The following is a 21645-nucleotide window of genomic DNA, read 5'->3' as shown; positions in this document are numbered from 1 at the left end:
AAAAAAGCACTTTATTCAAGTGCTTTTTTTAATTCGTTTATTCTGTTGATGACCGGAAGGGCAAAGATTCCACTAGTTTGTAGGTAAAGCTCATAGAATGTTTTGGCCTTATCCTGAAAATCTTTATTCTGATCTTCTCTGCTCTTAAAGTAGAAAAGGTTTCCAAGCATTTCGTAATAGTCTTTATGGTCTCTTTCCTGTCTTTCATTGACAAGCGTGATCACTTCTTCTTTTGTCATTGAAGATACTTCTGTAAAATTCATTTTGAAAATATCTCTCATGAGAGTATCAAAATCCAGTTCTTTCTGTAGTAAACTTTCTTCAGGCTTGTCCAGGATCAGTTTTTCTAATGCCTGAGTCAGTTGACGAATAAGTCTTAGGGTGAATTCTTTATCTGTAATCATATACTGATATTTATTTTAATTAAAAGTTTAAATAATCTTCTGTTTGAGTGAGTTCACTCCATCTGGCAGAAAGAAATTTTGCGTAATTATAAGGAGTAATTCCATAGGTTCCCAAAGAATGTCCGTCATTTACTTCTACCAAAATTGTTTCTCCATTTTCATTTACTCCGAAATCCAAGGCATAAGAACGAGGCTGGGACTGAAATGCTGAGATTGCATTCCGAACAATTTTTAAATCAATTTTTTTATCCCATTCTCCTTTGTATCTTCTGATGTCCAGAATTTCTTTATATCGAATAAAGCACCTCCATTCCGTTTTAAAATCGATCAGTTCAGAACACCATATTCTAATATCATTTTCCGTATCAATAAGACCTACAAAATCCATTTCGTTTTTGATTACCTTGCCTGCGAAAAGCTTTGTTTCCGTTTGTGGTTTTATGAAAATGTTCCAGTTTTTGCTGTTGAATGTTTCATTGATGGTTGAATCCCAGATCTTTCTTTTTAAATAGGCTTTCAGTTCTGCAGGATAATCAATCTCTTTATTTTCACGAATGATATTTAAATTTTGCAAACGTTTTCTAACATTTAGAATACCTCCAACGATAATATGCTCAGGGTTGTTATCAGAAATTTCGCCTGAGTCTATGAATTTTTCAACCTCGAATCCAAAGTTTTTAAAGCCTTCATACGCTGTAAATGCATTCACATTATAAAACTCACCATCTTTATTTGTCTGAATATATGCTTTCATAGCGTAATAAGGTTAGGCAAAAAACAAATAAGCAAGTGCTATAGAGGTAATAATACCTACCAAATCCGCTAAAAGCATAGCAATTACCGTGTATCTTGTATTCTTAATGGCTACAGCTCCAAAATATACCGCAATCACGTAAAATGTAGTATCTGAACTTCCCTGAAGAACAGCTGCTAGTTTCCCCTGGAAGCTGTCTGCTCCAAAAGTTGACATCGTATCCACCATCATTCCTCTAGCTCCGGAACCGGATAAAGGTTTGATTAGTGCTGTGGGAAGTCCGTCAACGAATCTTGGATCAAGGTTGGCTGTATAGGCAACCCACTTCATTCCATCAATGAGTACATCAAAAACTCCGGAAGTTCTAAGAAGTGAAATAGCGATTAGCATTCCAACCAAATAAGGAATAATCTTGACACAGGTTGTGAAGCCTTCTTTAGCGCCCTCAATAAAGGCATCAAAAACGTTGATCTTTTTATAAACGGCTCCAAGTACGATAGCAAGGAAGATAAACAGAATAAGACCATTACTTAATACCTTACTGAAGTCGTCAAGTTCATCTTTGCTCAATTGCACCAGGTAAACAACTAATAAACCGATAATTGCTGAGATTCCACCTACATAAGCAATTACTACCGGACGGAGAAGATTGATCTTCTGATATAAAGAAACAATAATCATAGCTGCTAAGGTTGCCGCAAAAGTAGCAATCATACAAGGCAGAAAGATATCGGTAGGTGTTTTTGATCCCATCGAAGCTCTGATTGCAATAATGGATACTGGAATAAGTGTCATTCCTCCTGCGTGAAGGCACAGGAACATAATCTGCGAGTTGCTGGCTGTATCTTTATTGGGATTTAAAGTCTGGAGGCTTTCCATAGCTTTCAGTCCGAAAGGAGTGGCTGCATTATCCAATCCCAGAAGATTGGCGCTGAAATTCATCAGCATATGCCCGAATGCCGGATGGTTTTTAGGGATGTCTGGAAATAATTTAGAGAAAAACGGTTGAATGAACCGGCTTAAAAGATTGATCCCGCCTGCTTTTTCCGCAATACTCATGAACCCCATAAAAAGAGTCATAATTCCAATCAGGCCAATGCATATTTTTACAGCTGTTTCTGAAGTTCCGATGACACCATCCGCTTCCTGAACACGGTAAACATTTACATTTTGTTTTAAAGAATCTGTTTTATAATGAATTCGGCTTTCTGTAAAATCATTTTCCTTCATCAGGTTATCCTTCACAACAGGGGAGAAGGTATTCATAGGTTGAGTGGCAACCTTCACTGTATCACCACCTTTCCCAACAACCATATCATTGAAAATGGTTTTGTAATTATCTGATGAAATGTATTTTATACTGGCAATGGCAATGGCAATGATAATGAAAGCCGACCAAATTCTGCTGAGAACCATTCGATTGATTTAATTGTTTAAACTTATCAAAAATACTTTAAACCACAAAAGTTACAAAAGAATTAAACACTTAAGTTTTTGAGAAGTGAGAAGGATTCTGTTGATAACAGTCTCAAGCTATTGAAAATCATTTGTTTTAACGCAATGTTCGCAAAGATTTTTATAGGAAGATGTATATTTTTCGTTCGCAGTGGCGTTAACGCTTAGCAGAGAACACTAATTAGATTCCCTTGCTGAATGAAATGCCCTTGCGCTCAAAAAATATGTATAAAGTTTTATAACTTCTTTGCGTATTCTTAGCGTTAAAAATAAAATATATTTAATTAATCTTCAAGATAAACCAGATGCCCTTCAAAATCATCATCCAGATTTCTAAGAACTTTAGCATCATCCATTTTTTTAACTAATCCGTCTACAAAAAAGCTTTTTTCGAAGAATTGGCGGTGAATTCCCGGTAATAGTTCCATGAAATAATCCATTCCGAATTTGTTATTATGGAGATCCATTTTAGTTTCCAAAGGTTGATTGGGAAATAGTTCTTCGTGCATATCTGTCATTCTTTTACAGAAATCCAGTGCTTTTTCAGGTGAGGAAATTTTACAGCAATACATCATGATGAAACAACACCAGAGTGCATGCCTGAAAGCATTTCCTATGCCATTGTTAGATGCTGTTTCAGGGAATTTTGCCTGTGCAATGGTAAATGCTTTCACGGTAGCATGAAAGCTGAGTATGGCAAAAAGAGGATGGGGGAGGATAAGAGATAAGAGACGGATGATCTTCTTAAAACTCATGCTCCGGATGGTATTGAAAAATATCTTAAAAGTCCTCATAAATAAAAATCTCTCCCCAATTAGAGAGAGATTGTATTGTTTTTGTTACAGAAACTATGCTTTTACAGCTAATAAATTAACGGTTTTAGCAACAGTGTCCTGAATTTCAGTTCTTTTTACAATGAAGTCAACAAATCCTTTTTCCTGTAAGAATTCTGATGTCTGGAATCCTTCCGGTAAATCTCTACCGATCGTTTCACGGATTACTCTTGGTCCTGCGAAACCGATCAATGCTCCCGGTTCAGCCATGATGATATCAGCGGTCATTGCGAAAGATGCTGTAATTCCCCCAAAAGTAGGGTCACAAAGGTAAGCGATGTATAAAAGGCCTGCTTCCGAAAGCTGAGCCAATTTAGCCTGTACCTTAGCCAATTGCATCAAAGAATAAGTAGCTTCCTGCATTCTTGCTCCTCCGGACTGACAGATAATCATATACGGAAGTTTGTGCTGGATACAGTAGTCGATTGCTCTTTTGATCTTTTCTCCCATTACAGAACCTAAAGATCCTCCGATAAAAGCAAAGTCCATACAAGAAACCACCATTTCAGTCCCTTTTACAGTTCCTACGGCGTTTCTGATAGAATCCGTAAGCTTGGTTTTTGCTTTTACTTCTTTTAAACGGTCTTTATAAGGTTTTGTATCCTTAAAGTTTAAGATATCAATACTTTCAACATTGGCATCCAGTTCGGTAAATTTACCACCGTCAAAAAGGATGTCAAAAAATTCCGCACTTCCTATTCTTACATGAAATCCATCTTCAGGAGAGACGTAATTATTTCTCTTTAATTCCTCATGCTCCACAACTTTTCCAGATGGAGTCTGATGCCACAGGCCTTTGGGAACGTCCTTTTTTTCATCAGTAGAGGTGGTAATGTTTTTTGCTTTTCTTTTAAACCAGTCGAATGCCATTTTTAATTGTATTAATGTATAAATGTAAAATGTACCAATGTAAATGTACTCCTTATGACTACTTTTTACATCGGTACAAATGTACAGTTCTTATTTTAAAGTATTTACGTTATTTAAATCTTCAAATGCTTTCACCAATCTTGTAGAGAATGTATCCTCACCTTTTCTTACCCAAACTCTTGGGTCATAGAATTTCTTGTTAGGCTTTTCTTCTCCTTCAGGGTTTCCGATCTGAGCTCTTAAATAATCAATATTGTTTACCATATAGTCTCTAACGCCTTCTGTGTATGCAAACTGAAGGTCAGTATCAATATTCATTTTGATTACACCGTAGTCAATTGCTTCTCTGATTTCTTCCAAAGTAGATCCTGATCCTCCGTGGAATACGAAATTGATAGGCTTGTCAGCTGTTCCGAATTTTTCCTGAACATATTTCTGAGAGTTGTCTAGGATTTTCGGGGTAAGAACCACGTTTCCTGGCTTGTAAACTCCGTGTACATTACCGAATGCAGCAGCAATAGTAAAGTTGTCAGAAATAGCTCTTAATTTTTCGTAAGTATATGCTACATCTTCCGGTTGAGTATATAGTTTAGAGTTATCAACGTCTGAGTTGTCAACACCATCTTCTTCACCACCAGTTACTCCGATTTCTACTTCAAGAGTCATCTGAAGCTTAGCCATTCTTTCAAAATACTGAGCTGAAATCTCAAGGTTTTCTTCTAAAGATTCTTCAGAAAGGTCTAGCATGTGCGAAGAGTAAAGAGATTTTCCTGTCTGCTTGAAGAATTCTTCGTTAGCATCCATTAATCCGTCAATCCAGGGAAGTAATTTCTTTGCACAGTGGTCTGTGTGAAGAATTACAGTTGCTCCATAAGCTTCAGCAAGAGTATGAATGTGTCTTGCTCCTGCGATAGCTCCTAAGATTGCAGACTTTTGTCCGTCATTGCTTAATCCTTTCCCTGCATTGAAAGCAGCTCCACCATTTGAAAACTGAATAATTACAGGAGAATTTAATTTCGCTGCAGTTTCCATCACAGCGTTTACGTTGCTTGATCCAATTACGTTTACTGCAGGTAATGCAAATTTGTTTTCTTTAGCATACTGAAAAATATCAGTAACTAACTGACCTGTGGCAACTCCTGCCGGAAAAATTCTGCTCATGTTTTACTTTTTATTATAAATTTATTAGGTGCTTAATTTCGTGTAAAGGTAATCATTTTTAAGAAATCATTAATTTCTTTTGTCGCGTCCCCAAAGCAGCTTCTGACGGATGGTTTCGTAAAAGCTTAGATTGTTGGGCTGTACCAGAAGAAGCTGAAAATCGGCTTTCCTGATGATGATTTCCTTATCGGTCTCAATATGGATCAGTCTGGAGTCTAAAGAAAGAGAGTATTGTGGTACCCTGCTTTCCACTCTGAATTTGATCTCCACTTTGTCGTTTACTACTAAAGGTCTTACATTCAGATTGTGAGGGGCGATAGGAGTTATGACAAAGTTTTCGTTATTGGGAGAAATGATTGGCCCACCGCAGCTTAAAGAGTAAGCGGTAGATCCGGTTGGAGTTGAAATGATCACTCCGTCTCCCCAGAACACATTTAAAAATTCATTGTTAATATAAGAGTCTACCGTAATCATGGAGGTGGTCTCTTTTCTGGAAACCGTTACATCATTCAGTGCATAAGGAAAAAAACCTTCCAGATTTGGAGAAACTACTTCAATTACTGATCGGCGGCTTGTTTTTACATCTCCTTTAAGGATTGAATCCAGTTCTTTAAAGGCTTCCTCTTTGGTGAAAAAAGCCAAAAATCCTAATCTTCCGGTATTTACTCCTACGACCGGGATCTCAAGATCTTCAATGAATGTCAGTGAATTCACAATAGTTCCGTCACCGCCAAAGGTAAAGAAAAGGTCTACTTCCTTATCCAAAAGATCCTGTTTACTGTTGAATGTTTCGAAGATCTTCGAAAACTGAAGAGCTTCAGCCATTTCATCATACAGAACAGATTTTACACCTCTGGTTTCAAGTTCAGAGATAAACTTGCTTAAATATAAAAAAGTATCAAGATCTTTTTTCTGAGAATATATGGCTACCTTCATGTTATATTTCTATAAATTTTTGGAAAAAACCGAATCGGTCTTTAAACAGATCGGATTTCTCATCAGAATAGTATTTTTCAACAATTCTGTAATCGTACCGGTCAAAAGTTGAGTCTATCGAGGCCAGGTTTTCATTGCTGATCTTGATGGTAATGTGGATCACTTCATCAGACATAAAGCTTATAAAACCACCGTAAAATTTCGAGTTATTACTTTCCACAATATTGGCAATCTCCGTCATGGAATATTTTCTGGAAGGAGTTTCTACAGTAAGAATAGCTCCTGATTCTGAAAATAGGGGATAACGGGAAAGATCCTGGAAAATATCATCACAGGTAATATAGCCCAAATACTTTTCATTCTTATTAATCACTGGGATTACATTAGAATTGAAAGTATAAAACAGGCGGATACTATCCATAATATTATGGTCATCCAAAATGGCAAACCGCTCGATCTGATGCTCAAGTTCCTTCAAAGTTCCACCATCTTCTTCGTATAAAAAGTCCTTTGCAAGGGCTCCGTAAAAGTGATGGGATTTTTTGATGAAAATATGAGAATATCCGAAATCTTCCAACATATTTCTGGCCGACTCTATAGAGTCCGACAGGCTAAAACATGGGAAGTCTTTTGAGATATAGTCCTTGATAAACATTGTGCTAATTTATAAAAAATTAAACGAAACTTTTTCTGAAAACACGACTTTTTTTAAGGTAAAACAAAAAAAATGCCGTTAAAATTTGTTTGTAAAGAAAAAAAAGGTACCTTTGTCGCCTTTCATTTTTACTTTTTATTAGATTTATTTCAAACTGCACTGTCTACTAAGGACATATGCAGTTTTTTTATTTTAGGGCTTTCGCAAACTCCCACATCACAATTCCACCACATACACTCACGTTAAGGGAATGCTTGGTTCCAAGCTGTGGAATTTCCAGAAATACATCAATATTAGGCAGTACCTCATCACTTATTCCCTCTACTTCATTGCCTAAAATCAGGGCGTATTTTTTAGACCTGTCAATAGTAAAATCTGTAATCATCTGACTGCCTGTAGTCTGTTCGATTCCTATGATTTCATATCCTTTACTTTTCAGTTCTGAAATTGCATTGTTGGTATCTTCTTCATGAGACCAGTTTACACTTTCTGTTGCTCCCAATGCTGCTTTGTGAATTTCGCGGTGAGGCGGCTGTGGCGTAATTCCGCAAAGGATTATTTTTTCAATTAAAAAGGCGTCTGCCGTTCTGAAAGCTGCACCTACATTGTGCATACTTCTGATATTATCTAAAATGATGACCAACGGAATTTTTTCAACTTTCTTAAATGTTTCTACATCTATTCTGTTAAGTTCCTCCAGTTTTAGTTTCTGTACCAATTGTATTATTTTGTTGAGATTAATTTTCCGTCTTTATAGACCTCTGTTTTTTCAATGCTGCCGTTTTCGAGGTAATGGACTCTGTTACCATTCCATTTGTCATTGGCAAATTCTGTTTCACGTTGTACTTTGCCTGAACGATAAAATACTTTCCATTTTCCGGTGGCAAGTCCGTTTTCATAATTCCCGATCTGCTTTATTGATTTTCCGTCTTCATGAAAGAGTTTGGTTTCTCCATGCAGTTTTGCAAATTTATAGTTGGAGACTTCTTCCACAACTCCCTTTGGAGAATAGAAGGTAGCGGTAAAACTATTATCATAAATGTTTTTGTCTCCATTTCTATACACTTCCTTCGCGGTAAGAGTTCCGTTTTTATCATAGTAAGACCATTCTTTTACTTTGAAATCTTTTTTGAACTCGCCTTTTGCATTTACTTTTCCGTTATCATGATAAAAAACAGCATCACCTTCTTTTTTTCCTTTCTTCCATTCAATTTCGGTTTTTACCTGCCCGTTGTCATAGAAGTCTTTGCAGTTTCCTTCCTGTAACCCGTCCTTATATCCACATGGTTTCTGGGCCAAACCCATGATAGAAAAAGAGAAAAACAATAGAAAAATGTATTTCATAGCTATTTTTATTTCAAAAATAGTAAAATACTTATATTTGATTCAAAAATATACTATGAAAAATTTATTCTCTTTATTCATACTGGTGTTTGCCTTTTTACCTTCACAGGCACAAAATACCTATTATCCTCAAGCTTTCTTTGATAAAAAACTAGCCCGTGATATGCTGGCATTCGGAAATTCAACGATTGAAGGGGTAGCTTCTACCAAGCAAAAAAATAATTGGGGCATAAAACCATTGCTTGGACAAAAACATTATGCTCCTAAGGGAACAGTTATTATGCTTTTTCCTGTAACTCCTTATTTTGAAGAGTTTTATAGCATGAGAAAAAAGTATGAAAATAAGAAGACTACAGTTTATATGTCTGAAGAAGCTTTTAAATACAGAGTGGAGGCTTTAACAGATGATCACGGCCGTTTTAAATTTGAAAAACTGAAACCAGGGAAATACTATCTTGAAACCATTGTAAACTTTACAGCAACGGCGAGTTACCAACAGCAAACGGGAACTTCAGATGCCTATAATGGATACGGGGGCTATCTGTATTCCACTCCCATATATAGCACCTTTTTTTACGGATATGACGCTGCCAACAGGGAAAGTAAATTTGTTGAGATAAAAGCAGACGGAGAACTTAAAGAAATCAACCTTTAAAAGGTTGATTTTTTATTTCTTGCTCATAATCTGATGAACATTTTTCTCAATATTCTGGGCTATGGTCTCCATTGGGATGTCATTCTCATCATTGTTGAAAGGATCTTCAATTTCCTCGGCAATCATCTCAAGACTCATCAGTACATAATACACAAAAACAGTAAGTGGTATCATGAAAAGGCCTATCGTAATAACGTAAGCAATAGGAAGGGCAAGTACATATAGGATGATGAATTTTTTAATAAAGGATGAATAAGAATAGGGAATGGGTGTGTTTTTAATTCTTTCACATCCGCCACATACTTCCAGGAATCCAGAAAGTTGAGTATCTAGATACAGCATTTCAATCTCTGAAATCTTTCCTTCTTTCTTTAATTGGTTAAGTTTATGACTTAAAAGAATAAGAATTTCACTAGGTCCATGGTTTTTCAATGATTTTTCAATTTCTGTATAATCTTCATCTAATGCCAGGCGCGTTGATTCCTTAGAAAGGTGTTTGGCTAAAAAGTGAGGAAAATATTTTAAATATCTTGAAATCTGTTCTGCATCCTGACGGTTATCTCCAAGAATAGTATTGATTTTTATCGCAAAGTTGCGAGTATCGTTCACTAGTTTTCCCCATAGTTTTCTTCCTTCCCACCATCTGTCATAGGCTGTATTGGTGCGGAATACAAGCAAAAGAGAAAGGACAAACCCCAATAAAGAATGGATCATTCCTACATTGCTGATTCCTGATTTTGCAGTAAGATGAAAATATCCCACTTCCAGATATTGAATTCCCCAGGAATATAATCCCACCATAATCATACTTGGAAAAAGTATTTTCAGGGTGTCGCTTTTATGTAAACTGAAAAGGATTTTAAGGAAATGTTTCGTGTTATAGACTCTCATAAATTCGCTTAATATCACAAATATAAATTTTTCAGAATAAAGTAGGAAGTCTGAAGCTGGAAGAGGAAAGTTATTGAGGTCGAAAAGCAGGTTAAGCTTTCCATTAATAATTTTCTATTGAATGTTGTATTATAGGTACTTACAGACAAATAGAAACTTCCAGCCTCCTTCTTCCAGCTTCCAACTTAACAATCTTAATTTTCGCAGTTTTCAAAAAAAGACTATTTTTAATTCGCATTAAATACAAAGTACATGATCCTCGAAAACGTAGATGTAGTCAATGATATCAGTAAAGAAGATTTTCAGAAGAACTATTTCAAAAAGCATAAGCCTCTTTTAATCAAGAATTTTGCAAGCCGTTGGGATGCTTTTGATCTGTGGAACCTTGCCTATATCCGTGAAAAGGCAGGCGATCAGAATGTTCCTTTGTATGACAACAAGCCTGCTGATGCTGCTAAAAGCTCTGACGCTCCGGTAGCTAATATGAAAATGAGGGATTATATTGATACGATAAAAAGGAAGCCCTCAGATCTCAGGATCTTTTTCTACATCATTACAGACAGGTTGCCTGAACTGCTTAAAAACTTTACCTATCCTGATTTGGGAATGAAGTTCTTTAAAAGGCTTCCTACTTTATTTTTTGGCGGAAGTGAAGCACATGTGCTAATGCATTACGATGTAGATTTGGGTGATTTTATGCATATCCATTTTGAGGGGAAAAAGAGAATCTTATTATTTGATCAGAAACAGTCTCCATTTTTGTACAAAGTGCCTTTATCTGTTCATACCATCTATGATGTAGACTACGAGGATCCTGATTATGAGAAGTTTCCGGCACTGAAATACGCAAAAGGATATGAAATCTTTATGGAACATGGAGATGCGCTTTTTATTCCGGGAGCGTTCTGGCATTTCAACAGATATCTTGAACCGGGTTTTTCTCTGTCACTAAGAGCATTACCGAACAAACCAAACGTATTTGCCAATATGCTGTACCATGTCTTTATCATGAGATACACAGATAAGCTTATGCGCAAACTATTTAAAGCCAAATGGGTTGATTATAAGAAAAAATGGGCCTTTAAGAAAAGCAGTGAGGCGTTGGAAAAGTATCTGCAGAAAGGAAATTAGTCTGAAAGGATTGAAGATGGAGGCGGGAAAAAGTAAGTTATTTTTGTCGAAACCTCAGGGTAAGTCTTTCATAAAAAATATTTGATTCTTATATCCAATGTTGCATCATTGTCAGTGGCTACGCCGAATCTTTGATTTCTGACATTTGGAAGGATATAAAAGATTCTTCCAGATGTTTAGAATGATAAGTAGATGTTTACAGACAAATAGTAACTTCCAGCTTCCTTCTTCTGGCTCCCAGCCTTATAACATCTTACTTATTAATTAACCCAAAGATCTTGGCATCTACAAATCTTCCTTTTTCAAAAAAGTAGTCTCTCAGCATTCCTTCTTCCTGAAAACTGATCGATGTTAAAAGTTTTTCAGATGAAATATTGGCCGGATCTATAAAGGCATCCACACGATGCAGTCTCATGCTTTCAAGACCAAAGGTCAGAATAGGCAGTATAGCTTCTTTCATATAAGACTGTCTCCAGAAAAGAGGATTGAGTTCATACCCGATTTCTGCCTTAAAATGTTCACGGTACCAGTTGTGATAGCCGCATGTACCAATCACTTTTCCATTCGATTTCAACTGCAAAGCCCAGCGGAATCCTTTTCCTTTTTCAAATTCACTGTTGAAATGCTGAATGATTTGCTGTGCATCTTCGAGTGATTTGAACGCTTCAAGATCATAATATTCCATTACTTCTTCCAAAGAAAAATATTCGAGCAGATCTTGGGCATCATCGAGGGTAAGCTGGCGTAAAATAAGCCTTTCAGTTTCTAGAAGGGGAAATTCCATGGATGTGATTTTATGGTGAAAATACAATTAATTCCTGATAAGGAAAAGTTATTCAGCGATAAAGCATAAAACCACTCTGAACCCTGAATTTATTTTTCTAAATTTGGGGCTCATTTTTTACTATGGCAAAATCGAAGAAGGAAACTCCGCTAATGACTCAATATAATACCATCAAGGGCAAATATCCTGATGCGTTGTTGCTTTTCAGAGTAGGGGACTTTTATGAAACTTTTGGGCAGGATGCTGTGAAGACGTCCCAGATATTGGGTATTGTTCTTACCAAAAGAAATAATGGTGAAGGAAGTGTAGAACTGGCAGGATTTCCGCATCACTCAATAGATTCCTATCTTCCAAAACTGGTAAGGGCAGGGATGAGAGTAGCGATCTGCGATCAGCTGGAAGATCCTAAAATGGTCAAAGGAATTGTGAAAAGAGGGGTTACGGAGCTGGTAACACCAGGGGTAACGTTCAATGATCAGGTTTTAAATTCCAAAAAAAATAACTTCCTGCTTTCCCTGCACAAGGAAAAGGAAAAGTATGGGATTGCTTTAGTAGATATCTCTACAGGTGAATTTCTGGTAAGTGAAGGAAATCTTGAAAAACTGTTGCATATTGTCAATACTTTTGATCCCAGTGAAATTATTTTCCAGAGGAGTGTACAGATTCCGGAGCAGATTAAGAATAAGAATGCTTTTAAGCTGGAAGACTGGGCTTTTCAATATAACTTTGCCTACGAAAAATTAACCAATCATTTTAAAACCAATTCTCTAAAGGGGTTTGGAGTGGAGGCCCTTCCGTTAGCTATTACAGCAGCAGGAGCTATTTTTGCCTACTTGGTGGAAGATACACACCATAACCTGCTTTCTCATATTACAAAACTTCAGATTATTCCACAGGAAGATTATCTGATGATGGATAACTTCACCTTAAGAAATCTGGAGATCGTTTATCCAAGCAATCCGCAAGGGAAATCATTGCTGGATATTATTGATAAAACCTCAACGCCAATGGGCGGGAGATTACTGAGAAGAAGAATTATTCTTCCTTTAAAATCTGTAGATGAAATTTCAAGAAGACTTTCCCTGATTGATTTTTTAAACGAAAATGATCAGCTTAAATATGAAATAGGACAGCTTTTAAAGTCGATCTCCGATCTTGACCGATTGATGGGAAAACTGGCCGCAGAGAAAATCTCACCTAGAGAATTAGGACATCTGCGTCAAAGTCTGATTAATATTCATAGAATCAAAGCATTATTACATCCTCATGCAGATGTATTGGCTTGGCTAGAACCATTATTTGATCTGGAAGAACTGATTAAATACCTGCAGAATCACCTTAATGAAGAACTTCCGGTAAGCATTGCCAAAGGAAATGTCATTAAGAACGGGGTTTCTGAAGAGCTGGACAGATTGAGAAATCTTCAGAGTAAAGGCCGTGGCTTCCTCGATGAAATGTGCCAGAGAGAGATTGAAAGAACAGGTATTACAAGTCTTAAGATTGATTTTAATAATGTTTTCGGATACTATATTGAAGTCCGGAATACCCATAAAGATAAAGTACCGGATGACTGGGTGAGAAAACAGACCCTTGTAAATGCCGAGCGTTATATCACAGAAGAATTAAAGGAATATGAAAGTCAGATTCTGGGTGCTGAAGAAAAAATAGGCGTTCTGGAAACTCAGTTGTACAGGAATCTATGTTCTGAAACAATGGTTTATATTGATCAGATTCAGGGGAACTCCAATATTATTGCTCAGCTTGATGTAGCTGCCGGATTGTCTGAACTTGCTGTTTCAGAGAGCTATACGAAGCCTATTCTGAATGATGGTTACTCCATTGATCTGAAAGAAGCAAGACACCCGATTATAGAAAATGCTCTTCCATTGGGAGAAAAATATATTCCGAACGATATCTTCCTGAATAAAGATTCTCAGCAGATTATCATGGTTACAGGACCAAACATGGCTGGTAAATCAGCAATTCTCCGCCAGACGGCTATTGTATGTCTTTTGGCTCAGATCGGAAGTTTTGTGCCGGCTAAACATGCAGAAATAGGAATGTTGGATAAGATCTTTACCAGAGTAGGAGCTACAGACAATATTTCAGCAGGAGAATCCACTTTCATGGTGGAAATGAACGAAGCTGCCAACATCCTGAATAATATTTCAGAACGAAGCCTTATCCTTCTGGATGAAATTGGACGTGGAACTTCCACATATGATGGGGTTTCCATTGCATGGGCTATTGCAGAATATCTTCATCAGCACAATACACAGGCGAAGACTTTGTTTGCAACCCATTACCATGAACTGAATGAAATGACCGTGAATTTTGAAAGAGTGAAGAACTTCCATGTTTCCATTCAGGAAAACAAAGGGAATATTATCTTCTTAAGAAAACTGGTTCCCGGAGGCAGTGAGCATAGTTTTGGTATTCATGTGGCAAAGCTGGCCGGAATGCCTGCCAAAGTGGTAAACAGAGCAAATGAGATTCTTAAAACCCTTGAAGCAAGCAGAACCCAGGGCGGAGGAACCTCAGAGAATATCAAAAGGGTAACGGAAGAAAATATGCAGCTTTCTTTCTTTCAGCTGGATGATCCGGTTCTGGAGAATATCCGTGAGGAACTTACCAAGATAGACATCAATACTTTGACACCTATAGAAGCTTTAATGAAGCTGAACGCCATAAAAAAAATGATTGGAGGATAATCCAATCATTTTTTTTTATTGTAAACGTTTAAAATTGATTAGCAGCAACGCCCGTCTTCTCCTATAAGACCTGGTTCAAGCAATCCTGAATCACTTATACAGAATCCTGCGCGGCATCTTATACCAGCCCCACCATTAATTTCTTTTAAATCTGTTTTTGTCAATTTTCTTTTTTTGTTCTCAAAATTTTTCATGATTTTTTATTTAATTTATACTAATATACATGGAAATTTTAATAATTCCACACTGTGTGATAAAATTTAACGGTATATTGTCACTGAATAGTGAATGATAGATATGCTTTCCCTTTTGTGATATGTGTTTGTACTATAAACAATTGTGTTTTATTTCTATAAAAAAAATAAATTTGTTGTTTTTGTGTTGTCTTAACGATGCTTAATAATAGGATTTTAGAGTTATAAATCTAAAATTGTACCTTTCGGATTAATAAAACCAATCATGAAAAAAATATTTTTAGTATTCTTATTGATTTCACTATTCTCATGCAATAAAGCAGCAAAGGAAAGAGCTGAACAAAGAATTCATGATTCTGTAGCAGTAGTATATAAAGCGTATATCGATTCAGTGACAATCGTCAAGAGACGTGAAGATTCTATAGAGGAAGTTTACAGAAAGAAACCTCGACGACCAGGATCAATGTATTGTGAAAATGGAACAATATCTTATGTTGCAAAAGCTTCTTCCTCTAAATCAAAAACTAAATCAAAAATTAGGTCAAAAACAAACACAAAATTAAAAGCTAAGAGAGAACAGTAAACATTTTTTAGCCAACAGACATGTGTAGGTTTCTGGGTTATAATTATTTATTAAATTTAACCATGTGGAATTATTAAAACCATGTCAACTATTCTGTTTTGTACCATTGCAAAGCTCAGCAGTAAAGTATTTCCATTTTGAAATACGAAGACCTTCAAAAACGTGTTTAGGAAAAAGGATATCATTTTTTAAGAAAGCGGGTTCCCAAGGCAGGTGAGTACAGACATCAATAGTTTGACTTCTACAGAAGCTTTAATGAAGCTGAATATGATAAAAAAAATGACTGGAGGAAATCCAGTCATTTTTTTATTGTAAGCGTTTAAACTTGATTAGCAGCAGTATCCGTTTTTACCCACGGGGCCAATGATCATGAAATGACTGCTCACTCCTCTAAGTTTGCAAAGTCCTTCTGCGCAGTTGGCTGCAACACCGCCACTGATTTCTTTAAGCTCAGCTTTTGTTAGCTTCTTTTTTTGAATTTCTGGTGTTTTCATAAGAATGATTTATTACATTATTGAAATTTGTGAACAGGATTAGCAACAAGGTCCATCCTGAATTCCATAGACTCCATACAATTCTTCTCCGGTATTCCGGTCTGTACAGCTGAAGACCAGAGGGCAGACAGGTCCTGCACCGTTAATTGTCTTCATTTCTTTCTTTGTAAGTTTCTTTTTTTGATTGATTGATTTTTTCATAGTAATTTAGTTTGATTGTAAGCTAATTTACATTTTATTTTCAATAATTCAATGGATAGTGAATATGAAATATGAAAAAATTGAAATTATTAACAAAGTTTAACAGGTTGATACTCATTGTAAAAGAAAAGCGTTTTTTAAATTTGAATTATGAAGAGTTTGTTTAAGATACTATCCATATTCCTGTTTTGTTTCGTTTGCAAAGCGCAACAGAAAGATATTTCCGTTGTAAAATATGAAGACCTCGAAAAAATAATACAGCAGGAAAAAGATAAGTTTCTTGTTGTCAATTTCTGGGCAACCACCTGTGCCCCTTGTGTAAAAGAGCTTCCACATTTTATGGAGATAAATAATCAACATGCAGGTAATCCGAAGTTTAAAATGATTTTGGTTTCCTTAGACAGGCTGGTAGATAAAGAAAGAGTTTTAAAATTCATTAAAAATAAAAGCCTGACTGCTGAAGTGGTTCTCCTGGATGATATCAAAAGAATGAATACTTGGATTCCAAAGTTTGAAAAGGATTGGGACGGAAATATTCCGGTAACGTTATTTTATAAAAACGGAGGAAAAGTATACTTTAATGATGGTGAAATGAGCAAGGAAGATCTTGAAAAAACAATTACTGAAAATTTACAATAAAGACTATTATGAAAAATATGAAAATTTTAATGGCTGCGTTCATCGCTGGTTTAGGATTACTAAGCTTTACAACGACAGCTCATGATAAGAATAAATTGCAAAAAGAAACCGTTTCGAAAGTGAAAGGGTATGAAGTAGGAGATGAGGCAGCCGATTTTAAGCTTAAGAATATTGATGGTAAAATGATTTCCCTGAGTGATTTTAAAACAGCTAAGGGATTCATCGTTATCTTTACCTGTAACCATTGTCCGTATGCAAAGAAATACGAAGACAGAATTATTGAATTGGATAAAAAATATAAAAACCAGGGATATCCTGTCATCGCCATCAACCCCAATGACCCGAATGTACAGCCTGAGGATGGTTATAAAGAGATGATTGACAGAGCCAGGCAGAAAGGGTTTACTTTTCCGTATCTAGTGGATGAAGGGCAGAAGGTTTATCCTCAGTACGGAGCCACAAAAACGCCACATGTTTTTGTATTGCAGAAAGAAAGGGGTAAGAATATTGTAAAATATATAGGCGCTATTGATAACAACTACGATAACCCGAATGATGTATCAGAATATTATGCTCAGGATGCAGTAAATGCCCTGATTAAGGGAGAACCTATGAAAATGACAAAAACTGTCGCCATTGGATGTACAATCAAAGTAAAGAAATAATATATTTGTCAGAATAAAATCGGTATTTTTAATGAATACCGATTTTTTATGCCTGAACTTTTAAGATTTAAAACATCCATATGAAATTCCAATTTAGTCTGAAATATCTGCTTGCCTCCGTTTTTATTTTCCTGATTGAGGTACTGATTGCTACAAAACTGAAAGATATTTTCTTCGTACGAGCCTATCTTGGGGATGTTATTGTAGTAATGCTTCTCTATACTTTGGTTAAGAGCTTTTTCAGGGTAAACAATGAAAAACTTATCTGGGGAATTCTGATTTTCTCCTGTTTCGTAGAGTTTGCCCAGTATTTTAATATTGCAGAAAAACTGGGCTTCCGGGAGGGAAGCCTGATGTATATTGTTATCGGGAATTCTTTTTCCTGGATTGATATTCTGTGTTATGCTGCAGGTTGTCTGTTGCTTTATCTTTTTGTTAAAATGACAAATAATAAAAGTTTGGCTTCAACTCCTAATTCCTAATTCTCAGAACTTACCTTCCAAAACTGTCATATTTATCTTCAGCGTATTTAATAAATCTGTTCAGTAGTGCCACGTTATCCTTTTCCATGGGAGAAAGTTCGTTGTCTACATTATTGGAAACCGGAATGTACCAATTGGTCTGCTCGAAAAAGTCTCTGTACGTTTCTTTTTTGAAAGAATAGCCATGCCTTGCAAACACTGAGTTCTTGATAATCTCAAGATCCAGTTTTCTCAGATTTTTAATGTCTTTTTCGCTTAGTTTTTGTTTAGAGGCATTCAGTTTAAAGACCGCATCAGAAGCAACCCGATTCTTTGATGTAGTATAACTTTCGGTTTTCCCATCACTGTCGGTGTATTTTTCTACAAAATCTTTAGGATTGTTCCAGTCTACCAGGTTGGATTCCGGATCAAGCATAAAATTAGGATTATACACAAATTCTTTTTTGATAAGTTTCAGAGATTTCAGAGGAGCTTTTACAGCTTTTTTATTGAAAGCATTCCATTTTCCCGTTAAGCTGTCTCCACTAAGTTTTACTTCAAACCTGCCGTCTGTTTTATCATTCCCAGGTTCATCCAGTATAAAAGATTTTGAAGATTCATTAAAAATTCCTCTTACAGGACGTTGGTTTCCATTCACAATGCTTTGTCCATACACACTGTCTTTGGTAATTCTGTTGATTTTTATAGAGATTCTTTTGTAGACATTCTCATCATATTCAGAGCCATCTACATCGTCAACCAGTTTTTCCATCCCTGCAAAGTCTCCGGTGTAAACTCCGTAATATTCTTTATGAACTTCAGGAATGACTACAGAGTCTTTTTTTGCGGTTAGAGAATCTTTGTCTGATTCATTCGTTTTTCCTTCTTTTTTGCAGCTTATCAGAGAAACTGCAAACAAGGAAATAAGGGTGTAACTTAAAGTTTTCATATCTGTTTTTTTGTAATTAAGTATTCAATGATAAGGATATTGGGAATCCAGCCCAGCCATGCAATGATTTGATAAACATCCATGGGATTTGGGTGAAATAAATATACAATAATAACTTTCCACATCCGTAATGTAATGGCTGATAATGTAAAAGCAAAACTCCGCCACATCCATTGCTTGTGTTCTTTAAACTTTTTTTGCCTGGCCAGCTGATAGGCTCTGAAGGTAGAAAACCACCATGAAAGCCCCAGAATAACGAATGATACCTTTGAAAAAAGGCCACCATTGGCGAAAAATCCCATATAAATTCCTGATGGTGCAGCTAAAAATAAAATGAGAAAAATATAAAACTTTCCCATGTTCCGGTGAAAGCTTTTCCATCCAAAATCTTTGCGAAGTATGGCTAAAAATCCTGAAAGAAGCACAAAAATGCTGGTGTACACATGAGTGTAGAAAAAATAAAGATATTCCGGCCTATGTTCTACTTCTGTTTGTTTAATCATCAGGAAGCTGACGTTGGGATCTACAGGAGTATATTCCAACGTAATGCTGAGCATCAGCCAAAAGAAATATACAAATCCTATGATGAGAAGGATCTTTAAAAATGTGATATTTCTTTTGGCTGATAGCATACCTATGCTTTAATCAAAATTTATTGACATTGGAAGGGTATACCAATAGTCCACAGGTTTGTTTTTATAAACAGCGGGCTCCCATTTTTTGTTTATGGTATTGATGACCCGTATCAATTCTTTATTAAAGTTTTCCTGCTCTCCGTTTGCCGTCACAGAGCTCAGTTCTCCCTTGGAATCAATTAGAAACCGTACCTCTGAGTTTGCTGAGTCTGTAATGATACTAAAATTTATTTTACTCATAATGAGTGTTCTGAATACAGCAATTCCTCCTGGAAATTCAGGTTTTATATCTGCTTTATTAGTATAATCTTTTACAGGGGATTCTGCCCGGTCCTGTTTTACCTGAGAAAAACATAATGTGAACCCAGACGTAAATAGTAGAAATATTAATTTTTTCATGTGTCGTTATCCTTATTTTTAGTGATTTTTATAGGGAATTTAAATCCTGTGCAATCAGCCATCCTTCACTCCAGCATGCCTGAAAATTGAAACCTCCGGTTACTGCATCTATATTCAATACTTCTCCGGCAATGTAAAAATTAGGAAGCAGTTTTGAAGACATGTTTTTAAAGTTAATTTCTTTTAAATCAACACCTCCTGCCGTTACAAATTCGTCTTTGAATGTTGATTTTCCAGTCACCTGAAACTTTTTCTTGCATAGATTTTCAAGAATTTTCTGCATCTCTTTGCCTGAAATATTGGCAACCTGTTTATTGAGATCTACCTTTGAAATATCCAGAATTTTCTGCCAGAATCTGTTGGTAATATCAAAGATTTTCGATTGGCCGACGGTCTTTTTAGGATTATTTTGTTTAAAGCTATGGAACATTTCCTCCGCATCACTTATATCTATAGAAACGAAATTTACTTCAATTTCAAAATTGTACTTAAGTTTTGCAAGACTGATAGCTTCCCATGCCGAAATCTTCAGAACAGCAGGCCCGGAAAGTCCCCAATGGGTAATTAACAGGGGTCCGCTTTCGTCAGTTTTTAATTTAGGAATCGAAATTCCTGCGTTTTCAAAACTGGTTCCCGGAAGATCTTTTAAAAGTTCATCTTTAATATTAAAAGTAAAAAGAGACGGAACAAGATCCACAATCTTATGGCCCAGATTTTCAACAATTTTTAGAGATTTTGGTGAACTTCCGGTAGTATATACGATATAATCTGCCTCAAAATCACCGGAATTGGTTTTTACACTATATTTTTCATCCTGTTTTTCAATCTCCTTTACGGTACATTTTGTCTGTACAATTACATTCTTCTTCTGAACTTCATTCAAAAAGGTATTGATGATGGTTTGTGAAGAATTGCTTTCAGGAAAAGTTCTGTTGTCATTCTCTATTTTCAACGGAACATTACGCTGATCGAACCATTCCATCGTGTCACCCGGTTGAAATTTAGTAAAAACACTTAATAGTTCTTTGTTTCCACGCGGATAGAACTGTACCAGCTCTCTTGGGTCAAAGCAGGCATGGGTGACATTACATCTTCCACCTCCGGAAATCTTAACTTTCTGAAGGACATCTGAGTTCTGTTCTAAAATCGTAATTTTATATTTCTTTTCGTCAAGGTTGGCTGCGCAGAAAAAGCCTGCAGCGCCGCCTCCGATAATGATGATCTGTTTCATGTGTGGGTAATCCTATGCTGAAGATTATTTTTTCAAAAGTACAATTTTTATAAACCATCTTATTTGAGTATTTTTGAAGATTATAATTTTAATTATACTAAAAACGATTTTCATATGATTTTCTACCATAAATTTGAAGTGAGATGGAGCGATCTTGATGCCAATAAGCATTTGGCTAATTCATCCTATGTACAATACTGTGCCCAAGCCAGAATGGCTTTTATGACCAAGGAAAAAATGGGAGTTACCCAATTAAGCAGATGGGGAATCGGGCCTGTTATCCTGCACGAAAGATATTCTTTCTTCAAGGAGATCTATGCCGATCAGATTGTTATTGTAAGTGTAGAAATAGACGGATGTTCAGATGATTCCTCCATTTACCGTTTTGTTCACAAGTTCTATACACCGGAGGGAGTACACTGTGCTACTTCCGAAGCAACAGGAGTCTGGATTGATATGATGCTTAGAAAAATGACCACTCCACCAGATGATGTAGTGGAAGCAATGAATAAATACAAAAGCCCGGAAACTGTGGTGTTATCAAAGGAAGATTTTAAAAAGCTTCCTTTCCATCCACATAATATTGATCCGGCAGAAATTAATATATAAA

At 36.1% G+C, this 21645-nt stretch carries 27 protein-coding genes; 8 read left to right on the top strand and 19 right to left on the bottom strand.

Going from position 1 to position 21645, the window contains the following annotated elements; genetic code table 11:
* Positions 1-11: 11 nt before the first annotated feature.
* The 10 genes from WH267_RS06435 to WH267_RS06390 form a co-directional block, all read right to left on the bottom strand.
* Positions 12-404 (bottom strand): hypothetical protein, encoded by a 393-nt coding sequence (locus tag WH267_RS06435; RefSeq protein ID WP_115968541.1) that lies wholly within the window; start codon positions 402-404, stop codon positions 12-14.
* Between the two features lie 19 nt (positions 405-423).
* Positions 424-1158, bottom strand: a complete 735-nt coding sequence (locus WH267_RS06430; RefSeq protein ID WP_340006683.1) for an ATP-grasp domain-containing protein — start codon at positions 1156-1158, stop codon at positions 424-426.
* Between the two features lie 12 nt (positions 1159-1170).
* Positions 1171-2574 (bottom strand): nucleoside recognition domain-containing protein, encoded by a 1404-nt coding sequence (locus WH267_RS06425; protein ID WP_340006681.1) that lies wholly within the window; start codon positions 2572-2574, stop codon positions 1171-1173.
* Positions 2575-2897: 323 nt separating this feature from the next.
* Positions 2898-3407 carry a DUF6973 domain-containing protein gene (locus WH267_RS06420; protein ID WP_340006679.1) on the bottom strand — a complete coding sequence of 170 codons (510 nt, stop codon included), beginning with the start codon at positions 3405-3407 and terminating at the stop codon, positions 2898-2900.
* A gap of 54 nt (positions 3408-3461) precedes the next feature.
* Entirely contained in the window at positions 3462-4316 is an 855-nt protein-coding gene (gene accD, locus WH267_RS06415; RefSeq protein WP_340006677.1) for an acetyl-CoA carboxylase, carboxyltransferase subunit beta, read from the bottom strand.
* 90 nt (positions 4317-4406) lie between these two features.
* Positions 4407-5477: a class II fructose-bisphosphate aldolase gene (gene fbaA / locus WH267_RS06410; RefSeq protein ID WP_340006675.1), complete on the bottom strand. Its 1071-nt coding sequence runs from the start codon at positions 5475-5477 to the stop codon at positions 4407-4409.
* Positions 5478-5546: 69 nt separating this feature from the next.
* Positions 5547-6413 carry an NAD kinase gene (locus WH267_RS06405; protein ID WP_115968531.1) on the bottom strand — a complete coding sequence of 289 codons (867 nt, stop codon included), beginning with the start codon at positions 6411-6413 and terminating at the stop codon, positions 5547-5549.
* A gap of 1 nt (position 6414) precedes the next feature.
* Complete coding sequence (locus tag WH267_RS06400; protein WP_115968530.1) at positions 6415-7068, bottom strand: CBS domain-containing protein; 654 nt, start codon at positions 7066-7068, stop codon at positions 6415-6417.
* A gap of 187 nt (positions 7069-7255) precedes the next feature.
* Entirely contained in the window at positions 7256-7786 is a 531-nt protein-coding gene (locus WH267_RS06395; RefSeq protein ID WP_340006671.1) for an RNA methyltransferase, read from the bottom strand.
* A 5-nt stretch (positions 7787-7791) separates the two neighbouring features.
* Positions 7792-8412, bottom strand: coding sequence for a toxin-antitoxin system YwqK family antitoxin (locus WH267_RS06390; protein WP_123320300.1), 621 nt, complete (start codon positions 8410-8412; stop codon positions 7792-7794).
* 55 nt (positions 8413-8467) lie between these two features.
* On the opposite strand from WH267_RS06390, the gene WH267_RS06385 reads away from it, so the two are divergent.
* Entirely contained in the window at positions 8468-9067 is a 600-nt protein-coding gene (locus WH267_RS06385) for a hypothetical protein (RefSeq protein ID WP_228438459.1), read from the top strand.
* Between the two features lie 12 nt (positions 9068-9079).
* On the opposite strand, the gene WH267_RS06380 is transcribed toward WH267_RS06385, so the two are convergent.
* Positions 9080-9976: a bestrophin family protein gene (locus tag WH267_RS06380; protein WP_228438457.1), complete on the bottom strand. Its 897-nt coding sequence runs from the start codon at positions 9974-9976 to the stop codon at positions 9080-9082.
* A 234-nt stretch (positions 9977-10210) separates the two neighbouring features.
* Here WH267_RS06380 and WH267_RS06375 point away from each other — a divergent pair, with 234 nt between their 5' ends.
* Entirely contained in the window at positions 10211-11089 is an 879-nt protein-coding gene (locus tag WH267_RS06375) for a cupin-like domain-containing protein (protein WP_340006665.1), read from the top strand.
* Between the two features lie 253 nt (positions 11090-11342).
* Here the strand turns inward: WH267_RS06375 and WH267_RS06370 are convergent, their stop codons facing one another.
* Entirely contained in the window at positions 11343-11873 is a 531-nt protein-coding gene (locus WH267_RS06370; protein WP_115968520.1) for a GNAT family N-acetyltransferase, read from the bottom strand.
* 122 nt (positions 11874-11995) lie between these two features.
* Here WH267_RS06370 and mutS point away from each other — a divergent pair, with 122 nt between their 5' ends.
* Positions 11996-14584: a DNA mismatch repair protein MutS gene (gene mutS, locus WH267_RS06365; RefSeq protein WP_123320303.1), complete on the top strand. Its 2589-nt coding sequence runs from the start codon at positions 11996-11998 to the stop codon at positions 14582-14584.
* A gap of 38 nt (positions 14585-14622) precedes the next feature.
* Here the strand turns inward: mutS and WH267_RS06360 are convergent, their stop codons facing one another.
* Positions 14623-14778 carry a hypothetical protein gene (locus WH267_RS06360; RefSeq protein WP_185018871.1) on the bottom strand — a complete coding sequence of 52 codons (156 nt, stop codon included), beginning with the start codon at positions 14776-14778 and terminating at the stop codon, positions 14623-14625.
* A 265-nt stretch (positions 14779-15043) separates the two neighbouring features.
* Here WH267_RS06360 and WH267_RS06355 point away from each other — a divergent pair, with 265 nt between their 5' ends.
* Complete coding sequence (locus WH267_RS06355) at positions 15044-15361, top strand: hypothetical protein (protein WP_340006659.1); 318 nt, start codon at positions 15044-15046, stop codon at positions 15359-15361.
* A 329-nt stretch (positions 15362-15690) separates the two neighbouring features.
* Here WH267_RS06355 and WH267_RS06350 read toward each other — a convergent pair whose 3' ends face one another.
* Both WH267_RS06350 and WH267_RS06345 read right to left on the bottom strand, forming a co-directional pair.
* Positions 15691-15855 (bottom strand): bacteriocin, encoded by a 165-nt coding sequence (locus tag WH267_RS06350; RefSeq protein WP_340006657.1) that lies wholly within the window; start codon positions 15853-15855, stop codon positions 15691-15693.
* Between the two features lie 39 nt (positions 15856-15894).
* Complete coding sequence (locus tag WH267_RS06345) at positions 15895-16056, bottom strand: hypothetical protein (RefSeq protein ID WP_340006655.1); 162 nt, start codon at positions 16054-16056, stop codon at positions 15895-15897.
* Positions 16057-16206: 150 nt separating this feature from the next.
* On the opposite strand from WH267_RS06345, the gene WH267_RS06340 reads away from it, so the two are divergent.
* The 3 genes from WH267_RS06340 to WH267_RS06330 all read left to right on the top strand — a co-directional run bounded on the left by WH267_RS06340 (position 16207) and on the right by WH267_RS06330 (position 17842).
* The gene (locus WH267_RS06340; protein ID WP_340006653.1) at positions 16207-16695 is read left to right on the top strand and encodes a TlpA family protein disulfide reductase; all 489 of its coding nucleotides are present in this window, start codon (positions 16207-16209) and stop codon (positions 16693-16695) included.
* Between the two features lie 8 nt (positions 16696-16703).
* Positions 16704-17360 (top strand): thioredoxin family protein, encoded by a 657-nt coding sequence (locus WH267_RS06335; protein ID WP_340006650.1) that lies wholly within the window; start codon positions 16704-16706, stop codon positions 17358-17360.
* Between the two features lie 80 nt (positions 17361-17440).
* Positions 17441-17842: a ribosomal maturation YjgA family protein gene (locus tag WH267_RS06330; RefSeq protein WP_123320307.1), complete on the top strand. Its 402-nt coding sequence runs from the start codon at positions 17441-17443 to the stop codon at positions 17840-17842.
* Positions 17843-17852: 10 nt separating this feature from the next.
* On the opposite strand, the gene WH267_RS06325 is transcribed toward WH267_RS06330, so the two are convergent.
* Genes WH267_RS06325 through WH267_RS06310 form a run of 4 tightly spaced genes read right to left on the bottom strand, consistent with a single transcriptional unit; the run spans position 17853 to position 21035 of the window.
* Positions 17853-18770, bottom strand: coding sequence for a YARHG domain-containing protein (locus WH267_RS06325; protein ID WP_340006647.1), 918 nt, complete (start codon positions 18768-18770; stop codon positions 17853-17855).
* Positions 18767-19402: a DUF2306 domain-containing protein gene (locus WH267_RS06320; protein ID WP_340006644.1), complete on the bottom strand. Its 636-nt coding sequence runs from the start codon at positions 19400-19402 to the stop codon at positions 18767-18769. The genes WH267_RS06325 and WH267_RS06320 overlap by 4 nt, the downstream gene beginning before the upstream one ends.
* A gap of 9 nt (positions 19403-19411) precedes the next feature.
* A complete protein-coding gene (locus WH267_RS06315; protein WP_340006642.1) occupies positions 19412-19804 on the bottom strand; it encodes a hypothetical protein in 393 nt (130 codons plus the stop codon).
* A gap of 28 nt (positions 19805-19832) precedes the next feature.
* The gene (locus tag WH267_RS06310; RefSeq protein WP_340006639.1) at positions 19833-21035 is read right to left on the bottom strand and encodes an NAD(P)/FAD-dependent oxidoreductase; all 1203 of its coding nucleotides are present in this window, start codon (positions 21033-21035) and stop codon (positions 19833-19835) included.
* Between the two features lie 114 nt (positions 21036-21149).
* Here WH267_RS06310 and WH267_RS06305 point away from each other — a divergent pair, with 114 nt between their 5' ends.
* The gene (locus tag WH267_RS06305; protein ID WP_115968674.1) at positions 21150-21644 is read left to right on the top strand and encodes an acyl-CoA thioesterase; all 495 of its coding nucleotides are present in this window, start codon (positions 21150-21152) and stop codon (positions 21642-21644) included.
* The last annotated feature ends 1 nt before the right edge of the window (position 21645 follow it).

This window comes from Chryseobacterium sp. MYb328, from assembly GCF_037572595.1.
GTDB lineage: Bacteria > Bacteroidota > Bacteroidia > Flavobacteriales > Weeksellaceae > Chryseobacterium > Chryseobacterium pennae.
This window is presented reverse-complemented; position numbering and strand designations above follow the sequence as displayed.

Excerpts from the sequence above, each read along its gene's own strand:
- WH267_RS06435 (WP_115968541.1), bottom strand. The coding sequence starts at position 404 with ATGATTACAGATAAAGAATTCACCCTAAGACTTATTCGTCAACTGACT.
- WH267_RS06430 (WP_340006683.1), bottom strand. The coding sequence starts at position 1,158 with ATGAAAGCATATATTCAGACAAATAAAGATGGTGAGTTTTATAATGTG.
- WH267_RS06425 (WP_340006681.1), bottom strand. The coding sequence starts at position 2,574 with ATGGTTCTCAGCAGAATTTGGTCGGCTTTCATTATCATTGCCATTGCC.
- WH267_RS06420 (WP_340006679.1), bottom strand. The coding sequence starts at position 3,407 with ATGAGGACTTTTAAGATATTTTTCAATACCATCCGGAGCATGAGTTTT.
- accD (WP_340006677.1), bottom strand. The coding sequence starts at position 4,316 with ATGGCATTCGACTGGTTTAAAAGAAAAGCAAAAAACATTACCACCTCT.
- fbaA (WP_340006675.1), bottom strand. The coding sequence starts at position 5,477 with ATGAGCAGAATTTTTCCGGCAGGAGTTGCCACAGGTCAGTTAGTTACT.
- WH267_RS06405 (WP_115968531.1), bottom strand. The coding sequence starts at position 6,413 with ATGAAGGTAGCCATATATTCTCAGAAAAAAGATCTTGATACTTTTTTA.
- WH267_RS06400 (WP_115968530.1), bottom strand. The coding sequence starts at position 7,068 with ATGTTTATCAAGGACTATATCTCAAAAGACTTCCCATGTTTTAGCCTG.
- WH267_RS06390 (WP_123320300.1), bottom strand. The coding sequence starts at position 8,412 with ATGAAATACATTTTTCTATTGTTTTTCTCTTTTTCTATCATGGGTTTG.
- WH267_RS06385 (WP_228438459.1), top strand. The coding sequence starts at position 8,468 with ATGAAAAATTTATTCTCTTTATTCATACTGGTGTTTGCCTTTTTACCT.
- WH267_RS06375 (WP_340006665.1), top strand. The coding sequence starts at position 10,211 with ATGATCCTCGAAAACGTAGATGTAGTCAATGATATCAGTAAAGAAGAT.
- WH267_RS06370 (WP_115968520.1), bottom strand. The coding sequence starts at position 11,873 with ATGGAATTTCCCCTTCTAGAAACTGAAAGGCTTATTTTACGCCAGCTT.
- mutS (WP_123320303.1), top strand. The coding sequence starts at position 11,996 with ATGGCAAAATCGAAGAAGGAAACTCCGCTAATGACTCAATATAATACC.
- WH267_RS06360 (WP_185018871.1), bottom strand. The coding sequence starts at position 14,778 with ATGAAAAATTTTGAGAACAAAAAAAGAAAATTGACAAAAACAGATTTA.
- WH267_RS06355 (WP_340006659.1), top strand. The coding sequence starts at position 15,044 with ATGAAAAAAATATTTTTAGTATTCTTATTGATTTCACTATTCTCATGC.
- WH267_RS06350 (WP_340006657.1), bottom strand. The coding sequence starts at position 15,855 with ATGAAAACACCAGAAATTCAAAAAAAGAAGCTAACAAAAGCTGAGCTT.
- WH267_RS06345 (WP_340006655.1), bottom strand. The coding sequence starts at position 16,056 with ATGAAAAAATCAATCAATCAAAAAAAGAAACTTACAAAGAAAGAAATG.
- WH267_RS06340 (WP_340006653.1), top strand. The coding sequence starts at position 16,207 with ATGAAGAGTTTGTTTAAGATACTATCCATATTCCTGTTTTGTTTCGTT.
- WH267_RS06335 (WP_340006650.1), top strand. The coding sequence starts at position 16,704 with ATGAAAAATATGAAAATTTTAATGGCTGCGTTCATCGCTGGTTTAGGA.
- WH267_RS06330 (WP_123320307.1), top strand. The coding sequence starts at position 17,441 with ATGAAATTCCAATTTAGTCTGAAATATCTGCTTGCCTCCGTTTTTATT.
- WH267_RS06325 (WP_340006647.1), bottom strand. The coding sequence starts at position 18,770 with ATGAAAACTTTAAGTTACACCCTTATTTCCTTGTTTGCAGTTTCTCTG.
- WH267_RS06320 (WP_340006644.1), bottom strand. The coding sequence starts at position 19,402 with ATGCTATCAGCCAAAAGAAATATCACATTTTTAAAGATCCTTCTCATC.
- WH267_RS06315 (WP_340006642.1), bottom strand. The coding sequence starts at position 19,804 with ATGAAAAAATTAATATTTCTACTATTTACGTCTGGGTTCACATTATGT.
- WH267_RS06310 (WP_340006639.1), bottom strand. The coding sequence starts at position 21,035 with ATGAAACAGATCATCATTATCGGAGGCGGCGCTGCAGGCTTTTTCTGC.
- WH267_RS06305 (WP_115968674.1), top strand. The coding sequence starts at position 21,150 with ATGATTTTCTACCATAAATTTGAAGTGAGATGGAGCGATCTTGATGCC.